The sequence below is a fragment of the Shewanella sp. ISTPL2 genome (assembly GCF_013283205.1).
Taxonomy (GTDB): domain Bacteria; phylum Pseudomonadota; class Gammaproteobacteria; order Enterobacterales; family Shewanellaceae; genus Shewanella; species Shewanella oncorhynchi.
On record NZ_JAAPAV010000001.1, the window covers coordinates 1216713 to 1233196 of the forward strand.

Below are 16484 nucleotides of genomic sequence, written 5' to 3' on the forward strand. Positions count from 1 at the left end.
AAACGGTTTGGCACAGGTTTGTGGGTGTAACTAAATACATGACTAGAGTTTGAATACGGCCAGTTTATTGTTTAAATTCAGTGATAATTCGGCCAAACTTTCACTTTCTTGAGCCAAATAAGTTGCCGATTCAGAGACTTCGAGCGCTGAGTTATTAATCCCGCACACGTTTCTGTTCATGTCTTCTGCGACCACACTTTGTTCTTCTGCGGCGGTGGCGATATGGGTTGCCATGTCACTCACATGTTTTATATGAGCAACGATAAGCGATAAATCCTTACCCGCTTTTGCTGATTGACTCACACTGTTTTCTGCCAGTGCACGGCTTGCATCCATTGCCTTAGCGGCGCTCACGGCCCGTTGTTGCAATAATGAAATCGTGTTTTGAATTTCTTCGGTCGATTGCCTAGTGCGACTGGCGAGTTGCCTCACTTCATCGGCGACTACAGCGAACCCTCGCCCTTGCTCGCCTGCGCGGGCGGCTTCAATGGCGGCATTCAGTGCCAGCAAGTTGGTTTGGTCTGAAATCGCGCTGATAACAGAGGTGACCTCGCTGATCTGCATGACTTCCTCTTTAAGCATATTCACTTGATCCGTCGCTTGCTCCACTTCTTTGGCAAGAGCATGAATACCATCTACGCTGGCGTGAACATCTTGGTCGCCCAGGCCAGCTTCCCAAGTGGCTTCTTTGGTATCTTTGGCTGTGCTCTCCGCATTATTCGCGACATCGGCGATAGTGGCGCTCATTTCATTCATGGCGGTGGCAAGTTGGGCGAGTTGATCCCGCTGATTATTTACCGCTTGATTAGTTTCCTCTGCAGTTGAGGCGATACGAGCCGAGGCCTGTGCAACATTGTCAGCGCTATGACTCGCTTGAAGTAAAGTGCTACGAATGGAGTCTATGCTTTGGTTTATATTGTGGGCTAAGATGCCAAGTTCATCTTTACCATAGATTTTTAGCTGAGTCGTTAAATCACCTTTTGTGATGGCGAGCATAGCCAGATTCACATCATCCAATGGCTGCGTAATAGAGCGGCTAATGGCATATCCTAGCCAAGCCATAAGCACAATAATGACAAATGTAATGCCTCCCATGGTGAGGTATTCATTCCAAATGGTGGCTTCGATATCTTGGAGTAACATACCTGAGCCTAAGATCCAGCCCCAAGGTTTAAATCCCATGACAAGTGAGATTTTCTGCGCTGATTTGCCATTCGCCGTCGTCCAGCGGTATTCGACTAATCCTTGTTTGCCATCACGGCCGAGTTCGACCATTTCAAACCAATAATTCTCTTCGCCTCGATTACCCATTTGTTGGCCAACCAGTTCTTTTTTGATGGGATGAACGATAACGTGCCTCGATTCATCAATCACAAACAAGTAGTTATCACCATCAAAACGCATGTCGTTCAACATGTCTTTAGCGGCTTGCTGTGCTTGCTCTAGGGGGAGCGATTGCGACAACGCTTGGATACGGCTGCTGGCGAGGGACAATACGGCATTAAGTCGTGCTTCACGCTCTGCCATCAGGTTGTGCTTTAGGGCTGTGACGGAAATAGTGAGTAAAATTAAGGCACCTGCGAGGGCGATAATGAGCTGTAGTGCGAGTTTTCGATTAACGGGGATGTCAGCGAGTTTGAACATATGATCTCCTTTTCTTTGTGTAGCGATTTAAGCCATTCCCTCTGCTCAAGTTGTTGTCAGCTTTTGGCGAAAGATATGTTGTGTAAAGTGAGTGATATAAGCATCGTTGGCTTTGATAAAATTTCCAGTTGGCGGATTAAATAAATGCGCTAAATTACAGAGTTTTAATGGAAATTGTGAGCAATATTGCAATTGCAACCTTAGCGCGTTTATCTATCGAGAGGATGCGAGATTCGAACAAGGGAAGGGCTGCTGAGTCTGATATAAGCCAAGCCGTTCGAACCCTTAGCGCACAGTGCGCAGGGGTTCGTTTATTCGACGTTAAAGGCTTATTGAGTTGAAAGAGCGTTAAGCTAAAAGATGGTCAAGTGTTAAAGCATCAACCGTGGCTGATAAGTTGCGGCTCGAGATTTTTTGATACCGCGCTAATACCTGCTGCGACTTGCTTCATCGCACTGGTGAGTTGGCTTAATTGTGCTGAGCTAATGATATAGGGCGGCATGATATAGATAAGGTTGGCGAAGGGACGCACCCAGACGCCTAAATCGACAAATTGCTGCTGTAAATCAGCGGTATTGACGGGTTCGTGCATCTCTAACACGCCCACTGCGCCGAGCACTCGCACGTCTTTAACACTGGGTAAGTCAATCGCATCCTTAAGTTCAACGCGCATTTGCTGTTCGATAGCAGCCACTTGCGCTTGCCATTCATTACGGTTAATTATGTCTAAGCTTGCACACGCCGCGGCGCAGGCTAGCGGGTTACCCATAAAAGTAGGGCCATGCATAAACACGCCCGCGGGAGATTGGCTTATGCCTTGGGCAACTTTATCGGTACATAGCGTTGCCGCTAGGCTGATATAACCGCCAGTCAGCGCTTTGCCTAAACATAAGATATCAGGGGTAATATGGGCGTGTTCATAGGCAAAAAGCTTGCCTGTTCGACCAAAGCCAGTGGCTATTTCATCTAAGATCAGCAGGACATCAAATTCATCACATAGGGCACGAAGACCCGTTAAATAATCTGCGCTGTAGAAACGCATACCGCCAGCGCCTTGCATTATCGGCTCTATAATCACTGCGGCAATATCATGGTGATTAATGCTTAATATGTCACGCATTGCGGTTAAATCATCGGCTTGTAAGGCTTCGCAAAAGGCGGTTTGTGGCGCGGGCACAAATGATTGCTTGGTTACTGCATCGCCAAACATAGTGTGCATGCCGCCTTCTGGATCGCATACGCTCATCGCGGCAAAGGTATCGCCGTGGTAACCCTTCTTAACGGTAAGAATGCGTTGTTTTAGCGGTCGCTCTTCTCCATGTACACTTCGCCCTTGCCAACTCTGACCTTGCCAATATTGCAGCGCCATTTTAATTGCCACTTCGACTGAGATAGATCCAGAGTCGCACAAAAAGACCTTTGTTAGCGGTTTGCAGGTCATAGCGATAAGTTTTTTACACAGTTCAATGGCGGGTTCATGGGTGATACCGCCAAACATCACATGGCTCAGTTGATGCAACTGTTTTTCCATCGCGGTTAATATCTTGGGATGTGCATAGCCGTGCACACAGGCCCACCACGAGCTAGTCCCATCGACCAGCTTGCGGCCATCGACGAGTTCAAGCTCGCAGCCTTTGGCACTGTGTACACCAAAAACAGGAAGAGATCGGGTCATTGAGGTGTAAGGATGCCAAATATGGGCGCTATCAAAGTCAAAATCGAGTAAATTGCGCATAAATGCTCACTTTTTTGGTGATAAAGTAGCCATTAGTAAACTGGGTTCACTGGTTGGCGTTGACAGTTTAAGGGCTGAGGTTATCCTAGCCAAGATAAAAAACAGAATAAAAAGGGTGTTCAATGTCGCAGTTGCAAGTTCGTCATGATTGGAAGCGGGAAGAAATCGAAGCCTTATTTGCGCTGCCGATGAATGACTTATTATTTAAAGCACACAGTATTCACCGTGAGGTATACGATCCTAATGAAGTGCAAATTAGCCGTTTATTATCGATTAAAACCGGTGCTTGCCCTGAGGATTGTAAATATTGCCCGCAGAGTGCTCGCTATGACACAGGTCTAGAGAAAGAGCGTTTGCTGGCAATGGAAACTGTGCTGACCGAGGCGCGCAGTGCTAAAGCCGCGGGTGCTTCTCGTTTCTGCATGGGCGCTGCTTGGCGTAATCCAAAAGAAAAAGACATGCCGTACCTTAAACAAATGGTGCAAGAAGTTAAAGCCTTAGGTATGGAAACCTGTATGACGCTTGGCATGCTTTCTGAAGATCAAGCGAACGATTTAGCCAGTGCTGGCTTAGATTATTACAACCATAATTTAGATACTTCGCCTGAATATTACGGCGATGTGATCACGACACGTACCTATCAAAATCGTTTAGATACACTGACACATGTGCGTGCTTCTGGCATGAAAGTGTGCTCGGGCGGGATTGTCGGCATGGGTGAAAAGGCGACGGATCGCGCAGGCTTACTACAACAGCTGGCTAATTTACCGCAGCATCCTGATTCAGTACCAATCAATATGTTAGTCAAAGTGGCCGGTACGCCGTTTGAGAAGCTTGACGACCTCGACCCACTCGAATTTGTGCGTACTATCGCCGTGGCGCGTATCTTAATGCCGCTTTCCCGCGTGCGGTTATCAGCAGGCCGCGAAAATATGAGTGATGAGCTGCAGGCCATGTGTTTCTTTGCTGGCGCTAACTCGATTTTCTATGGTTGTAAATTGCTGACCACACCAAACCCAGAAGAAAGCGATGATATGGGGCTATTTCGACGTTTAGGCTTACGTCCCGAGCAGGGCGCAGCGGCAAAACTGGAAGAAGAAAGTGCTGTTTTAGCCAAAGCGGCGGCCTATCAAGATAAGTCATCGGCACAATTCTATGACGCGGGTGCTTTGTAATACTGCTGAGCGCATGTTGTCCGACAAACAGGTCGAATAGCCTGTAAACCTTGTTGGCTGCAGCCTATTTTGATTGCGGCCGATAGCTTTATTGGCCGCACTCCATTTTTTAAGCAAGCATTTTTAAGACAATCATTCTTGAGGCTAAATCGATGAGTTCTCTGCTCGAGATGAAAATTGCCGCCCGTCAGCAAGCCTTACGTGAGCAAGGTTTATTACGGCAACGTAAAATGCTGAGTGTTGATCACAGCTTTGATGTTAATGCACCCACTTCGAGCCCGCGCTTTGTGTTCGAAGGGCGATCCTATGTTAATTTTAGCAGTAATGATTATTTAGGCTTATCCCGCGTTCCTGAGTTGGTTGAAGCGCTGCACCTTGGCGCGCAGACCTACGGTGTGGGTAGTGGCGCATCGCCCTTAGTGACAGGGTACAGTGATGCGCATGTTACACTTGAACGTGAACTCTGCGCCTTAACGGGGCATGAAGCGGGATTATTATTCTGCTCGGGCTTTAGTGCCAATACGGCGTTAATGAAAACCTTGTTTGATCAGCAAGATACTGTGATTGCCGATAAACTTGTGCATGCCTCAATTATCGATGGTTTACAAGATAGTGGCACGCAGCTTAAACGTTTTTTACACAATTCGCTTGAGAGTGCTGAGCGGCTTCTAACTCGAAATCACGCATCGGCGTTAATCACAGAAAGCGTGTTTAGCATGGACGGGGATTGTGCGCCGATCACGCAGTTATCGGCGCTTTGTCGTAAACAGAATACTTGGTTGATTGTTGATGATGCCCATGGTTTTGCGGTGCTCGATGGCTATCAAAATAGTGATGTAAGAGATAAAGCCGCCAAGCTTATCGATGTGCAAGTGGTGACCTTTGGTAAGGCATTAGGTTGCCAAGGCGCAGCGGTTTTGGGGAGTCAGGCGCTGATCGACTTTTTGGTCAGTAATGCCCGCGAATATATTTATTCGACCGCCTTATCGCCCGCTAATGCCGCATTAGCGTTAGCCGCGACTCGGTACTGCACTGCACATCCTGAGTTACAGCTGAAACTGCTTGAGAATATTTCGCTATTCAAACAGTTATGCCTCGATGCTGCCGTGCCCCTTTTAGGTTCGGATACCGCAATTCAGCCGTTGATCATTGGCGATGCGCAGCAAACCCTGCAAGTCGCCGAAGCGTTAAGAGCCGCGGGCATTTGGGTTGGGGCGATTCGCCCGCCGACGGTGCCTGTAGGGTCGGCGCGATTACGCATTACCTTAACGGCGACCCATACCGCTGAAGATATTGCTGCTTGTGTTGAGCAATTAGCCCAAGTGCTCAGTCGTGTTGGTATCCCGCTTGTCAGTGAACGAGAATCTGCCGATGAGTACAGATAAATGTACCCTATAGATCGCGTTATTTTATTGAATGTTAAGTTTTTATGGTTGAGTTTTAGTTAAAATGCCAAGCCTGATAAAGTCTAGTGATCCAAGCTGTAGTGAGTTTGCTCATGAGTCAAACAAGTTTATAGCTTGCGATCTTAAGCTGAGTGAGCTTAATGCGGGCGTTTCTTATGAGGGCGTTCTCGCGGGGACTGTGCCCAATGTGCACGGGACTCAAATTGCTGAACGTTTTTCCGCAGCGGCCCATAGTTACCAAGATCATAATCAATTACAACGCCTGAGCGCTGCCAGTTTACTTAGTGAGTTTTCGGCAGCAGGTTATCTGTTAGACATAGGGGCAGGCCCTGGCACGGATTTTTCTGGGTACCACAGTGTCTCTCAACCAGCGGATCTCTCTACGCAAAATCCATCCACAACTGTATTTGCCGTGGATATTGCCCTTGGCATGCTACAAAAGCTAAAACAGTCTTATCCCGATTATCTCGGCGTATGTGCCGATGCGCAGTGTTTACCTTTTACCAATGGCTGCATGGATGTTATTTACTCTAATCTAGCCCTGCAATGGTGTGCTGATTTTCCTGCTGCGGTAGCCGAAATGGCGCGGGTACTTAAGCCGAACGGTGAGTGTCATTTGAGCCTCGTAGCGCAGGGGAGTTTGAATCAATTAGCTGAATTAGGGTTAAGAGTGAATGACTTTTCGACGATGCAAGCACTCAAGGCTGCATTTAAACTCGATACATGGCAATTACTTGAAGTGCACCTCGTCCCTATGACAGTGTATTTTGACACTCTTAAGGCACTACTCTATTCAATTAAAGGTGTGGGGGCTTCTGTACATGTCGCCAGTTCAACAACTCGGGTTTCAGGTTCAACAGTGAGTGCTTCAGAATTCACTCCACGGCTGCGTGGTCGTCAAGATTGGCAGGACATGCAGGCCAAAGCCGAATCGCTACGTTTACCCCAAGGTTTGCCTTTAACCTACCAGATAGTTCAAATACGTGCTCGGCGTAGGTTTTAAAGTTCACATATTATGCCTTTAGTCATGGCATTATCAATTAGCACTAATATCTAGAAAACGTTGGATTTTTAACATTACGTATAGAGATCGTTAGCTATATGGACATTTAGCTTATGGAGAGTGTGCTTAACAAAGCACAACTCATAGCAACAGATAAGGATCTAATATGTATTTTGTAACAGGTACAGATACCGATAGCGGTAAGACTTTGGTTTCGGCGGCATTATTAACCGCTGTGAATCGTTTAGGGCTCATAGCCAATGCTGACTCTGCTGTGAGTATTCTTGCAGCCAACACTATGTTGACTTTAGGTGTTAAGCCCATCGCCTCGGGCTGCGCGCAAACCTCTGAAGGATTGCGCAATGCCGATGCGTTACAGCTGATGACGTCATCATCATTAAAACTGGCTTATCCACTCATCAATCCTTTTTCCTTCGAACCTGCGATTGCACCGCACATTGCCGCCGCCCAAGTGGGCGTGAGTTTAGCGCCTGAAGCTATCATTGAAAGTTTAGATTTAGTGGCATTTGCTCAAGCGGATTTTTGCTTGATTGAAGGCGCGGGAGGCTGGCGTTTACCCTTAGGTGATGGCAGGTATCTTTCGGAAGTCGTACAGAGATTAGAACTGCCAGTGATACTCGTGGTTGGCATGAAACTCGGCTGCTTAAATCATGCATTGCTGACTCAAGAGGCTATATTGGCCGATGGGCTTAAGATTGCAGGCTGGGTTGCTAATCGTGTCGACCCGAATATGAGTATGTTTGAGGAGAATCTGACGAGCCTTAAAGAGATGATGACGGCACCTTTCCTCGGTTGTGTGCCATTTCTCGAGGATCCAAGTGCTGAAAACGCTGCTGACTATGTTGATATTGCGCCACTTTATCAAGGTGAGGAGAGCAATACTTAGCGACTACTTAATTGTTTAAGACTTTCCCCTAAGCGGAACTGTTATTTTTCTTTTGATAAAAAATGAGCCTCAAATTATGTTGAGGCTCATTTCTATCAAGGCTGCTGACTAATGTTCGCAAAATCTCGCAAAATAGTGCCTGCACATTGAAGCTAAGCGCCGTGATTGATTTGCTGCTTCAATGCGGTTGAGGCTTTAAAGCTGGGCTGATTGTAACCGTCTATTTCTATGGCTTCGCCCGTTTGTGGATTACGCCCTGTTTTAGCGACATGGTATCTGAGTTCAAAGGTGCCAAATTGTGGCAGGAAAATTTTCTCGCCTTCGCTCAAGGCGACGTGGATCTGTTGCAGTATCTGCTCAACCACAGGTTTAGTGCTCGCTTGCGATGCATTGAGCTCGGCGGCAATACGTTGGATAAGTTGTGCTTTGTTCATAGAAACCTCTGAAGTCAGCTTAGGTTCAATCGAAGGGGAGTTATAACAAGCTCGTCCCGAGATTGAAAGCCATAGCAAGCTCAGCGCGGTTGATTGGTGTTTTATTGACAGGCTTGTGAAGCTTTTGGTGATTGTGTGTTGCTAAAGTAAGTACAAGTTTGTCGGATTGAGTGGTGGGCTGATTTTACTGGGCGAAGTGACTGACTTAATTTAAAGGCTTATTGAAAGCCTTAGTTTAAAACCTTAGTTAAAAGGCCTAAGCGCAAGGCGTATTGCGCTTAGGCTATGGATTGAACACTAATCAACCGTTGGGTGATGAGAAACCCTTTTAACGCTTGCCTATGAAAAGAGTGTTTCTTCCAGAGTGCGACCTTTCAGCAGCATCTTGTATTGCCATTGATGCTGATTGAAGAGGGCGAATAGGCGCATCTCAATATCACTGTTGTGCGCTTTTTCTGTATTTGTGTCTAGCTGGATAATAAACACATTGCTTTGTTTTGAGCTAATATTCACCACTCCCGCCAGTTTTGCCACTTCCGCTTGCAGTGCATCTCTCTCACAATTTTGCATGGTTAACGTCAGGTAATCGCTGTCGGTCGACGCATGCATTGACACAGCTTGGCTCAGTTGGCCTTTATCTAAATACAACACTTGATCGCACAGCTTTTCGAGCTCATCGAGATTATGCGAGCTGATCATAAAAGTTGTGGTGGGCGATAAGGCTTTGACCAGTTCACGGACTTTTTTTGCATTGGCAGGGTCGAGTCCCGCCGTTGGTTCATCTAATAATACTAATTCTGGCGAGCCAATCAGCGCCTGCGCAATCGATACACGTTTACTCATACCGTGGCTAAGGCTAGGCGGTTTTTGCTCGGCAACATCAATTAGATCGACCAAGGCCAACACGCGCAGTGCCTCTTGCTTTGCTTGCTCCACGTTCATTCCCTGCAGGCGAGCGAAAAATATTAACTGACTGACAATCGTCAAGTTGGGATCGAGCACTGCATCTTGGGGTAAAGCGGCAATCTTGCCTAAGAGTTTAGGGCTATTGGGGGCTTCACCGAGTAGGGTTATGGTTCCAGAGCTGGGTGATAAATAGCCGCATAACAGGCTAAAAAGCGTGGTTTTACCCGCACCATTGGGACCGACAAGGGCAATGGGGGCCCCCGCTTCAAGACTGAAACTCACATCATTCAGCGCCTTTTTGCTGCCGTAAAGCTTCGACAGCCCTTGGCATTGGATCAGACTCATAGCGAGCTCCTTTGCATATAAATTCTGCCGAGCAAGAGGGCCACAGCGGTTTGTAACAGTGGAATCGGGGAATAGACTAAGCTATTGAGTCCATTGGTATTGAGCATGTCCGACAGTTGAGCACCGGGTAATACCCACTGGAGTTGTGCTAGTAGGCTAGATTGGTTAGCTAACACCATGATAGTGATGGAAATCACTGTCCATAAAATGGTGGCAAACACCATAGCTTGGCGTGCCGTGCGTGCATACAGGGACAATAAAGTCATCACAGCCGTGTAGGGCAAGATCACTATGATGAGGTTAAGACCCACCAAGGCGCCAGATGTTAACGCAGATAAAAACAGTTGGCTGTCGCGGCTGAGCGCGAGGGCGACAGTGGCGATAATCGTTAATAGGATCAGTAAACCTTGGATCAGGATTTGGCCGAGAAAACGCCCGAACAATAAGCTGTCACGGCTAGTGCGTATGGTTAAGAAGCGCAGCGTGCCGCGGGTTTTATCCGATGAGAACTGATCGGCGGCGATAAGAATGCTGAACAGTGGAAACAAATACAGCGCAAAGCACCAAAACACCGCCATTTCGGCCACGGGCCACTCAAAGAGCACATTGAGGGTATTGGCACCAAATAAGCTGTCGATGATATCTTTTACATTGGGCTGCAATAACATGGCCGATGCACTTTGAATGGGGTAAAGCAGAAGTACACCCCAAACTAAACCAAAGGCGACCAAGGCGATGATCCCGCGGGTATTAAATAAAAATTTGCGCAGTTCAAACATGGCGATAATAAACATGTTGTTGAAACTGCTGGGTGGATTATTGGTCATGTGCTGTCTCTATTCTTTTTGCGCTAGGTTCAGGGGCTATGGTGCTTGGCGCGACTATGTTGGTGCGGTTCAGTTTCTCACCCTTGGGTAGACAGTGGATTGGTCCATAAGTGCCATGTTGCTCACATAGCACTTATTATCCATCGGTATTTATCAGTCATTATCTATCGCTAATTAGCTCAATGAGGCGATTAATTCATCGAGCTTTTGCGTCAGTTCGGCGACTTGTTGTTCAAGCTCTGTCACTCTGTTCACTAATTCAAGCGGCTCTGCGTCTACAGACACAGCGACATGGGCTAAGGTATGACTTGTGCTATGGGATTGGCTAGCACTTTCGTGCGATGACGCTGCAGAGAATAATTCCACATAACGGGATTCACGGCGACCGGCTTCTCTGGGTAATTGTTTTAAGAAGGGCTTTTCACGGCTCATTAATTGACGGATGCAATCTTCCACGTCGATCACGTCTTTAAATTCGTGTAGGCGATTGCTGCGGGTCCGTAGTTCTCCCGGTGTTTGTGGACCACGTAATAGCAACAAACAGACGATGGCGAGTGCGGCGGGGGACAGTTGAAGTTCGCTGAATTCGGTATTGCAGAACCTGTGTTTGTATTTAACGACGCGGCTGCCGAATCCCGACTGTTCGCTGATCAAACGTTTCCGATTTAGGGAATCAACGGCGATTTGCACTTGGGTTTCACTGAGTTCGAGTACGGGCTCGCGGCTGGTTTTTTGATTGCAGGCTAAGGTCAATGAGTTTAGCGAGAGTGGATATTGCTCGGGGGTGGTGATTTCTTTCTCAAGCAGGCATCCGATGACTCTGGCTTCGTGTAACGTGAGTTCCATATAAGCTCCAAAGAAAAAAGCATGGCTTTGTTTATAACAGAGCCATGCTTAATATCCTAGGAGTTGTCAGTCAAACTCTGCCTTAGTGGCGGTAAACTGTACAATTTTAACGCTAAGTCCTGAATAGAGTTGATTATTCTGCTGTTTCAGTTAAACGCAGACCATCATTATCTATGCTCAGTTGGCCATTCTTAAACAAGCCACCTATGGCTTTTTTGAAGGCTTTTTTACTCATGCCAAGCTGATCGTAAATGATTTCAGCATCGGTTTTATCGGTCAGGGCTAAGAAGCCGCCAGCCTGTTTGAGTTTTATCAGGATAATGTGGGCATGCTTATCTAACTCTTGTTTACTGCCTTGTTGCAGCACAAGATCGATTTTGCCATCGCGGCGCACTTGTTTGATGAAACCTTTGAGTCTTTGGCCGAAACGCAGTTTTTGGAACACTTCGTTTTCGTAAATCACGCCCCAATGGGCATGATTAATAATGGCTTTGTAGCCTAAATCTGTGGTGCCGCCGATGTATAAATCGACCTGTTCACCGACTGTGTAGTCCGGCTCTGTCTTATCGAGGAACTTATCGATTTTTGATGAGGCCATGATGCGTTCATCGACGCGGTTAGCGTGTACATAGACCAGATATGAACGGCCTTCTTCGATAGGCTTATGTTGCTCACCGAAGGGCAGTAATAAATCTTTATCTAAACCCCAGTCTAAAAAGGCGCCATAAGGACCGGTTGCAACGGCTTTTAAATAGGCAAATTCGCCTACCTGTGCCAATGGACGGCGCGTGGTAGCAATCACGATATCTTCAGAATCTAGATACAGAAACACGTCAAGCAGATCACCGACTTGGCAGTCTTTTGGGGTGACTTTGTTTGGCAGCAGTACTTGCCCTAATTCGTGGGCGTTTAAATACACGCCAAAGCTGACTTGTTTTACAACCTCAAGTTTGCAGGTTTTACCTATCTGTACCATGGATCTCTCTGTGCATAATGGAATGTGATTCGGTTGCGATTATACACTTCGGTGCTGAAACTGCAGCATTATTGTCTTTGAGCTTTATTTTAGCGTGTGTGGGCCGTCACTCAGCGAAGGCTTGATCACGCATTGTGTCTCGGAGGAACCACTGATTTGTGGCGGGGTTTGGCGCCGTGATATTGGTTGTTTGGCTTTGCTTAATGTTGGCAAATGTGCATCACTTGAGTGACACACAAAAATCAGGGATATTTGCAGGGGTAAATGTCAATAAAAGTGACAAAGGTGATATAAAAAATATTGAACAGACTCGTACGACGTTTATGGGTTAACTAACTAATATTACTCTATTTAAAACCAATGGGTGGCGGGTGATTGTTAAGCAGGTGTTTATTATATTTTAATGTAAAGGATTAAATGAGATTCTTGCTTGCATTCTGTGACATTGCGCGGTTTAATTGCGCCGTTCAACGATTCCGCTCGTTGCAGACATTACAAATATTACGTGAGTAATAAAGGTTTTATGGTTCACCAGTCATTAACCGTGTAATTAACAGTAGATGTAGTTACATGGGGTTAAGAGGGTTTTTATTAGCTAATGCACAAGCATCCATTTTTTGCACTTTGCCTAAAAGTGTCACAATGCCAACGCTCGATTGTCGTACCATACGATGATACTGGCCTTAAGCATCTCACGTTGATCCGCATCAATTCTGGCCGCGAAGAAGCCAATAGTCCCCTGTTAAAATAATCTTGCCTAGCGATAAGCTGGTTTGGCGTTTTCGCTAGTTCAGTGTTATCGGTTTTCGTTTTCTACTTGTGTTATCGGTTTCTGAAGGTCTTAACCTCTTTTGAACGTCTTTAAGCTACTTATTAGCTTGATGTTTTAAGGATGCGACTCAGGATCTTATTTGGCTTTTTGGTGGTATTTGCGCCCTTTAGCCTGAGGATAAATGCAAGCGAGGCAAGTAAAGATAGCTTTACTGAGGTAAGGGAATAAGCTTTCCCTTCAATATGATACGATGTATTGCGCTAAGATGCGTTGTCTCTTGCGCTATTAATGAAAATCGCAGCAATGTCACTTACACTAGCGTGACGTTGCGGCATTAAGGAGAAGGTAAAATCTACCTTCGTGTATGTCAGGTAAGGTGTCCCTTTGCCTGGGTTTGTCGAACGGGCGGTTGTGCTATTAAGCCATAACCGTTTAACCCATTTTTTAATAGACGGGCTAAATAATAATGAATGATTGGTCTATTGATGATGCTCGTGCTGGGTACAATGTTACTCACTGGAGCCAAGGTTTTTATGGGATTAGCGATCAAGGTGAGGTGACTGTGTCACCGGACCCCAAAAATCCTGATTACAAGATTGGCTTAAATGAGCTAGCCAAAGACATGGTTAAGGCGGGAGTCGCTTTACCTGTACTAGTTCGTTTTCCGCAGATCCTGCACCACAGAGTGAACAGTTTGTGCCAAGCATTCGACCAAGCGATACAGAAGTACGAGTATCAGGCGGACTATTTGCTGGTTTACCCGATTAAAGTAAACCAACAGCAAACTGTGGTGGAAGAGATCCTGGCGAGTCAGGCATCAAAAGAAGTACCACAACTGGGTTTAGAAGCGGGCAGTAAGCCTGAGCTGATGGCTGTGTTAGCCATGGCGCAAAAAGCCAGTTCAGTCATTGTATGTAATGGTTATAAAGATAATGAATATATCCGTTTAGCACTGATTGGTGAAAAGTTAGGCCATAAGGTTTACATCGTTTTAGAAAAACTGTCTGAACTGAAAATGGTGTTAGCTGAATCTAAACGTCTGGGTGTGACACCGCGTTTAGGTCTACGTGCACGTTTAGCGTTCCAAGGCAAAGGCAAGTGGCAGGCGAGCGGCGGTGAGAAATCTAAGTTCGGTTTATCTGCTGCGCAAATTTTGCTGGTTGTAGAGCAACTTAAGCAACACGATATGCTGGATTCGCTGCAATTGCTGCATTTCCACTTAGGTTCGCAAATCGCTAATATCCGTGATATTCGCCAAGGTGTGAGTGAAGCGGGTCGTTTCTACTGTGAATTACGTGAATTAGGCGCAAGCGTTAACTGCTTCGACGTCGGTGGTGGTTTAGCGGTGGATTACGATGGCACTCGTAGCCAAAGTAATAACTCGATGAACTATGGCCTGACCGAATACGCCAACAACATAGTTAACGTATTGACTGACATCTGTAATGAATACGAGCAACCTATGCCACGTATTATTTCAGAATCGGGTCGTTACTTAACGGCGCACCATGCAGTGCTTATCACCGATGTTATCGGTACTGAAGCTTATCAGCCTGAAGATATTCAACCGCCTGCGGAAGATTCACCACAGTTATTGCATAACATGTGGCATTCATGGTCTGAGATCAGCGGCCGCGCCGATCAACGTGCTTTGATTGAGATTTACCACGATAGCCAAAGTGACTTACAAGAAGCGCATTCGCTATTTGCTTTAGGTCAATTGACCTTAGCGGAGCGTGCGTGGGCTGAGCAAGCTAACCTGCGCGTGTGTCATGAAGTGCAAGGGCTATTGAGTGCGAAAAACCGTTATCACAGACCTATCATTGATGAACTCAATGAAAAGTTAGCCGATAAGTTCTTTGTTAACTTCTCATTATTCCAGTCATTACCGGATGCTTGGGGTATTGACCAAGTGTTCCCAGTATTGCCGTTATCGGGCCTAGATAAAGCCCCTGAGCGCCGTGCTGTCATGCTCGATATCACCTGTGACTCTGACGGTATTGTCGATCAATACGTTGATGGTCAAGGGATTGAAACCACGCTGCCAGTGCCAGCATGGAGTGCGGATAGCCCATACCTGATTGGTTTCTTCCTTGTGGGTGCATACCAAGAAATCTTGGGTGATATGCATAACCTGTTTGGTGATACAAACTCAGCAGTGGTTCGCATCGAAGATAATGGTGTGACTAACATCGAATCGGTATTGGCGGGTGACACGGTTGCTGACGTATTGCGTTACGTTAACTTAGATGCGGTGGCCTTTATGCGCACTTATGAAGAGTTAGTGAATCTGCATATCGCCGAAGGTGAACGCGCACAAATTTTAGAAGAATTGCAACTAGGGCTGAAAGGCTATACCTATTTAGAAGATTTTTCTTAATTTCTAGCGTGTTAAAATAAATCAGCCTTGGGTAACCTCGGCTGATTTTTGTTTTTATAAGGACAGATTTTTCGCTTTTATTGCCGTTTTAGTCGTGTAAAATCGCGTTGTTCTAGGATCAAGTAAAGGATGAGTGACGATCATGAGGTCAAAGGGTTGATGTTTTTTGAAGGTTCAGAAAAAAAACTCGAGATTATCGTGACGGCGTCTGCGCCGAATTTACGCGAACTCGATGTGAGTTTTTGGTCTGCCTTAGTCAACTGTGCCCACGCCGAGATACTGTCGCAGTTAAGTAATGCGGACTGTGATGCCTATCTGTTGAGTGAATCCAGCTTGTTTGTATGGCACGACAGATTTGTCATGCTCACCTGTGGTAACAGTACCTTAGTGGACGCCGCCTGTTACTTTATCGGCGCGCTTGGCGCACCTGCGATGGCCTTGGTGAGTTATCAGCGTAAAAACGAATACCAAGCTCATCTGCAAACCACGAGTTTTGCCGAAGATATTGGCAAACTGCGCCAACGTATTGCCGGTAAAGCCTTTCGAGTGGGCCATCTCGACAGCCATCATCACTATTTTTTCTGCTCTGACAGTGATTATCGAGCACCAAAGGATGATCAAACCAGTGAGCTGTTGATGTACCACATTCGTGGCGAATTTGTCGACTATCTTAATGGCGGCTCGCAGAGTAAAGATGAGATTTGCGCCGCACTCGAGCTTAACGATTTACTCCCTGAATTTGAGATTGACGCCCATTTATTTGATCCGTCAGGCTTTTCGATGAACGGTATTTGGGGCAAATATTATGTTACTTTGCATATTACGCCTCAAAGCGAGAATGCGTGCGCTAGCTCCTATGTGAGCTTTGAAACGAATCTGGATTTAGCGCAGTATCCGCAAGATCTATTAGCGCGTCTATTAACCTTGTTTGCTCCTGTCAGTTGGGACACAATCCGCTTTAATACCGACGACTCAACGCAGGGATTTCCTGCCCATTTATGCTTAGGGCGGTGTTCATTAACGACCGAGCAAGGTTATAACATTGGTTTTAGCCACTATCAGCAGCTTCAGGCTGAAGTGCTGATCCCTGAACTCATGTGAATTTTTGGCGTTTGCTTAAGGAAACCC

14 protein-coding genes are annotated in these 16484 nt (G+C 46.3%); 7 read left to right on the forward strand and 7 right to left on the reverse strand.

What is annotated here, in order from left to right; translation table 11 throughout:
- Positions 1-42: 42 nt before the first annotated feature.
- On the reverse strand, positions 43-1644 hold the full coding sequence (locus HUB64_RS05480; protein WP_173496542.1) for a methyl-accepting chemotaxis protein: 1602 nt from the start codon (positions 1642-1644) through the stop codon (positions 43-45).
- A gap of 379 nt (positions 1645-2023) precedes the next feature.
- Positions 2024-3379, reverse strand: coding sequence for an adenosylmethionine--8-amino-7-oxononanoate transaminase (gene bioA, locus HUB64_RS05485; protein ID WP_173496543.1), 1356 nt, complete (start codon positions 3377-3379; stop codon positions 2024-2026).
- A 122-nt stretch (positions 3380-3501) separates the two neighbouring features.
- Between bioA and bioB the strand changes: the two genes are divergently transcribed.
- From bioB to bioD, 4 genes are all read left to right on the forward strand, one after another.
- On the forward strand, positions 3502-4554 hold the full coding sequence (gene bioB / locus HUB64_RS05490; RefSeq protein ID WP_028760338.1) for a biotin synthase BioB: 1053 nt from the start codon (positions 3502-3504) through the stop codon (positions 4552-4554).
- 152 nt (positions 4555-4706) lie between these two features.
- The gene (locus tag HUB64_RS05495) at positions 4707-5939 is read left to right on the forward strand and encodes an 8-amino-7-oxononanoate synthase (protein WP_173496544.1); all 1233 of its coding nucleotides are present in this window, start codon (positions 4707-4709) and stop codon (positions 5937-5939) included.
- A gap of 64 nt (positions 5940-6003) precedes the next feature.
- Positions 6004-6963 carry a methyltransferase domain-containing protein gene (locus tag HUB64_RS05500; protein ID WP_173496545.1) on the forward strand — a complete coding sequence of 320 codons (960 nt, stop codon included), beginning with the start codon at positions 6004-6006 and terminating at the stop codon, positions 6961-6963.
- A gap of 166 nt (positions 6964-7129) precedes the next feature.
- On the forward strand, positions 7130-7870 hold the full coding sequence (gene bioD, locus HUB64_RS05505; RefSeq protein ID WP_105252838.1) for a dethiobiotin synthase: 741 nt from the start codon (positions 7130-7132) through the stop codon (positions 7868-7870).
- A gap of 152 nt (positions 7871-8022) precedes the next feature.
- On the opposite strand, the gene HUB64_RS05510 is transcribed toward bioD, so the two are convergent.
- The 5 genes from HUB64_RS05510 to HUB64_RS05530 all read right to left on the reverse strand — a co-directional run bounded on the left by HUB64_RS05510 (position 8023) and on the right by HUB64_RS05530 (position 12204).
- Positions 8023-8304: an HU family DNA-binding protein gene (locus HUB64_RS05510; protein WP_105252837.1), complete on the reverse strand. Its 282-nt coding sequence runs from the start codon at positions 8302-8304 to the stop codon at positions 8023-8025.
- A gap of 339 nt (positions 8305-8643) precedes the next feature.
- Entirely contained in the window at positions 8644-9555 is a 912-nt protein-coding gene (locus HUB64_RS05515) for an ABC transporter ATP-binding protein (RefSeq protein ID WP_173496546.1), read from the reverse strand.
- On the reverse strand, positions 9552-10382 hold the full coding sequence (locus HUB64_RS05520) for an ABC transporter permease subunit (RefSeq protein WP_028760332.1): 831 nt from the start codon (positions 10380-10382) through the stop codon (positions 9552-9554). Before HUB64_RS05520 ends, HUB64_RS05515 begins: the two co-directional genes overlap by 4 nt.
- A 174-nt stretch (positions 10383-10556) precedes the next feature.
- Entirely contained in the window at positions 10557-11228 is a 672-nt protein-coding gene (locus HUB64_RS05525) for a YceH family protein (protein ID WP_113938766.1), read from the reverse strand.
- A gap of 133 nt (positions 11229-11361) precedes the next feature.
- Complete coding sequence (locus tag HUB64_RS05530) at positions 11362-12204, reverse strand: S1 RNA-binding domain-containing protein (protein ID WP_173496547.1); 843 nt, start codon at positions 12202-12204, stop codon at positions 11362-11364.
- Between the two features lie 598 nt (positions 12205-12802).
- On the opposite strand from HUB64_RS05530, the gene HUB64_RS05535 reads away from it, so the two are divergent.
- From HUB64_RS05535 to HUB64_RS05545, 3 genes are all read left to right on the forward strand, one after another.
- A complete protein-coding gene (locus HUB64_RS05535; protein ID WP_011846564.1) occupies positions 12803-12955 on the forward strand; it encodes a hypothetical protein in 153 nt (50 codons plus the stop codon).
- 487 nt (positions 12956-13442) lie between these two features.
- Positions 13443-15356 carry a biosynthetic arginine decarboxylase gene (gene speA / locus HUB64_RS05540; protein WP_028760330.1) on the forward strand — a complete coding sequence of 638 codons (1914 nt, stop codon included), beginning with the start codon at positions 13443-13445 and terminating at the stop codon, positions 15354-15356.
- Between the two features lie 159 nt (positions 15357-15515).
- Positions 15516-16457, forward strand: coding sequence for an adenosylmethionine decarboxylase (locus tag HUB64_RS05545; RefSeq protein WP_173497888.1), 942 nt, complete (start codon positions 15516-15518; stop codon positions 16455-16457).
- Positions 16458-16484: the final 27 nt, after the last annotated feature.

Coding starts and splice junctions, on each gene's coding strand:
- HUB64_RS05535 (WP_011846564.1), top strand. CDS start 12,803: ATGCACAAGCATCCATTTTTTGCACTTTGCCTAAAAGTGTCACAATGC.
- HUB64_RS05525 (WP_113938766.1), bottom strand. CDS start 11,228: ATGGAACTCACGTTACACGAAGCCAGAGTCATCGGATGCCTGCTTGAG.
- HUB64_RS05495 (WP_173496544.1), top strand. CDS start 4,707: ATGAGTTCTCTGCTCGAGATGAAAATTGCCGCCCGTCAGCAAGCCTTA.
- bioD (WP_105252838.1), top strand. CDS start 7,130: ATGTATTTTGTAACAGGTACAGATACCGATAGCGGTAAGACTTTGGTT.
- HUB64_RS05500 (WP_173496545.1), top strand. CDS start 6,004: ATGCCAAGCCTGATAAAGTCTAGTGATCCAAGCTGTAGTGAGTTTGCT.
- bioA (WP_173496543.1), bottom strand. CDS start 3,379: ATGCGCAATTTACTCGATTTTGACTTTGATAGCGCCCATATTTGGCAT.
- HUB64_RS05510 (WP_105252837.1), bottom strand. CDS start 8,304: ATGAACAAAGCACAACTTATCCAACGTATTGCCGCCGAGCTCAATGCA.
- bioB (WP_028760338.1), top strand. CDS start 3,502: ATGTCGCAGTTGCAAGTTCGTCATGATTGGAAGCGGGAAGAAATCGAA.
- HUB64_RS05480 (WP_173496542.1), bottom strand. CDS start 1,644: ATGTTCAAACTCGCTGACATCCCCGTTAATCGAAAACTCGCACTACAG.
- HUB64_RS05530 (WP_173496547.1), bottom strand. CDS start 12,204: ATGGTACAGATAGGTAAAACCTGCAAACTTGAGGTTGTAAAACAAGTC.
- speA (WP_028760330.1), top strand. CDS start 13,443: ATGAATGATTGGTCTATTGATGATGCTCGTGCTGGGTACAATGTTACT.
- HUB64_RS05520 (WP_028760332.1), bottom strand. CDS start 10,382: ATGACCAATAATCCACCCAGCAGTTTCAACAACATGTTTATTATCGCC.
- HUB64_RS05545 (WP_173497888.1), top strand. CDS start 15,516: ATGTTTTTTGAAGGTTCAGAAAAAAAACTCGAGATTATCGTGACGGCG.
- HUB64_RS05515 (WP_173496546.1), bottom strand. CDS start 9,555: ATGAGTCTGATCCAATGCCAAGGGCTGTCGAAGCTTTACGGCAGCAAA.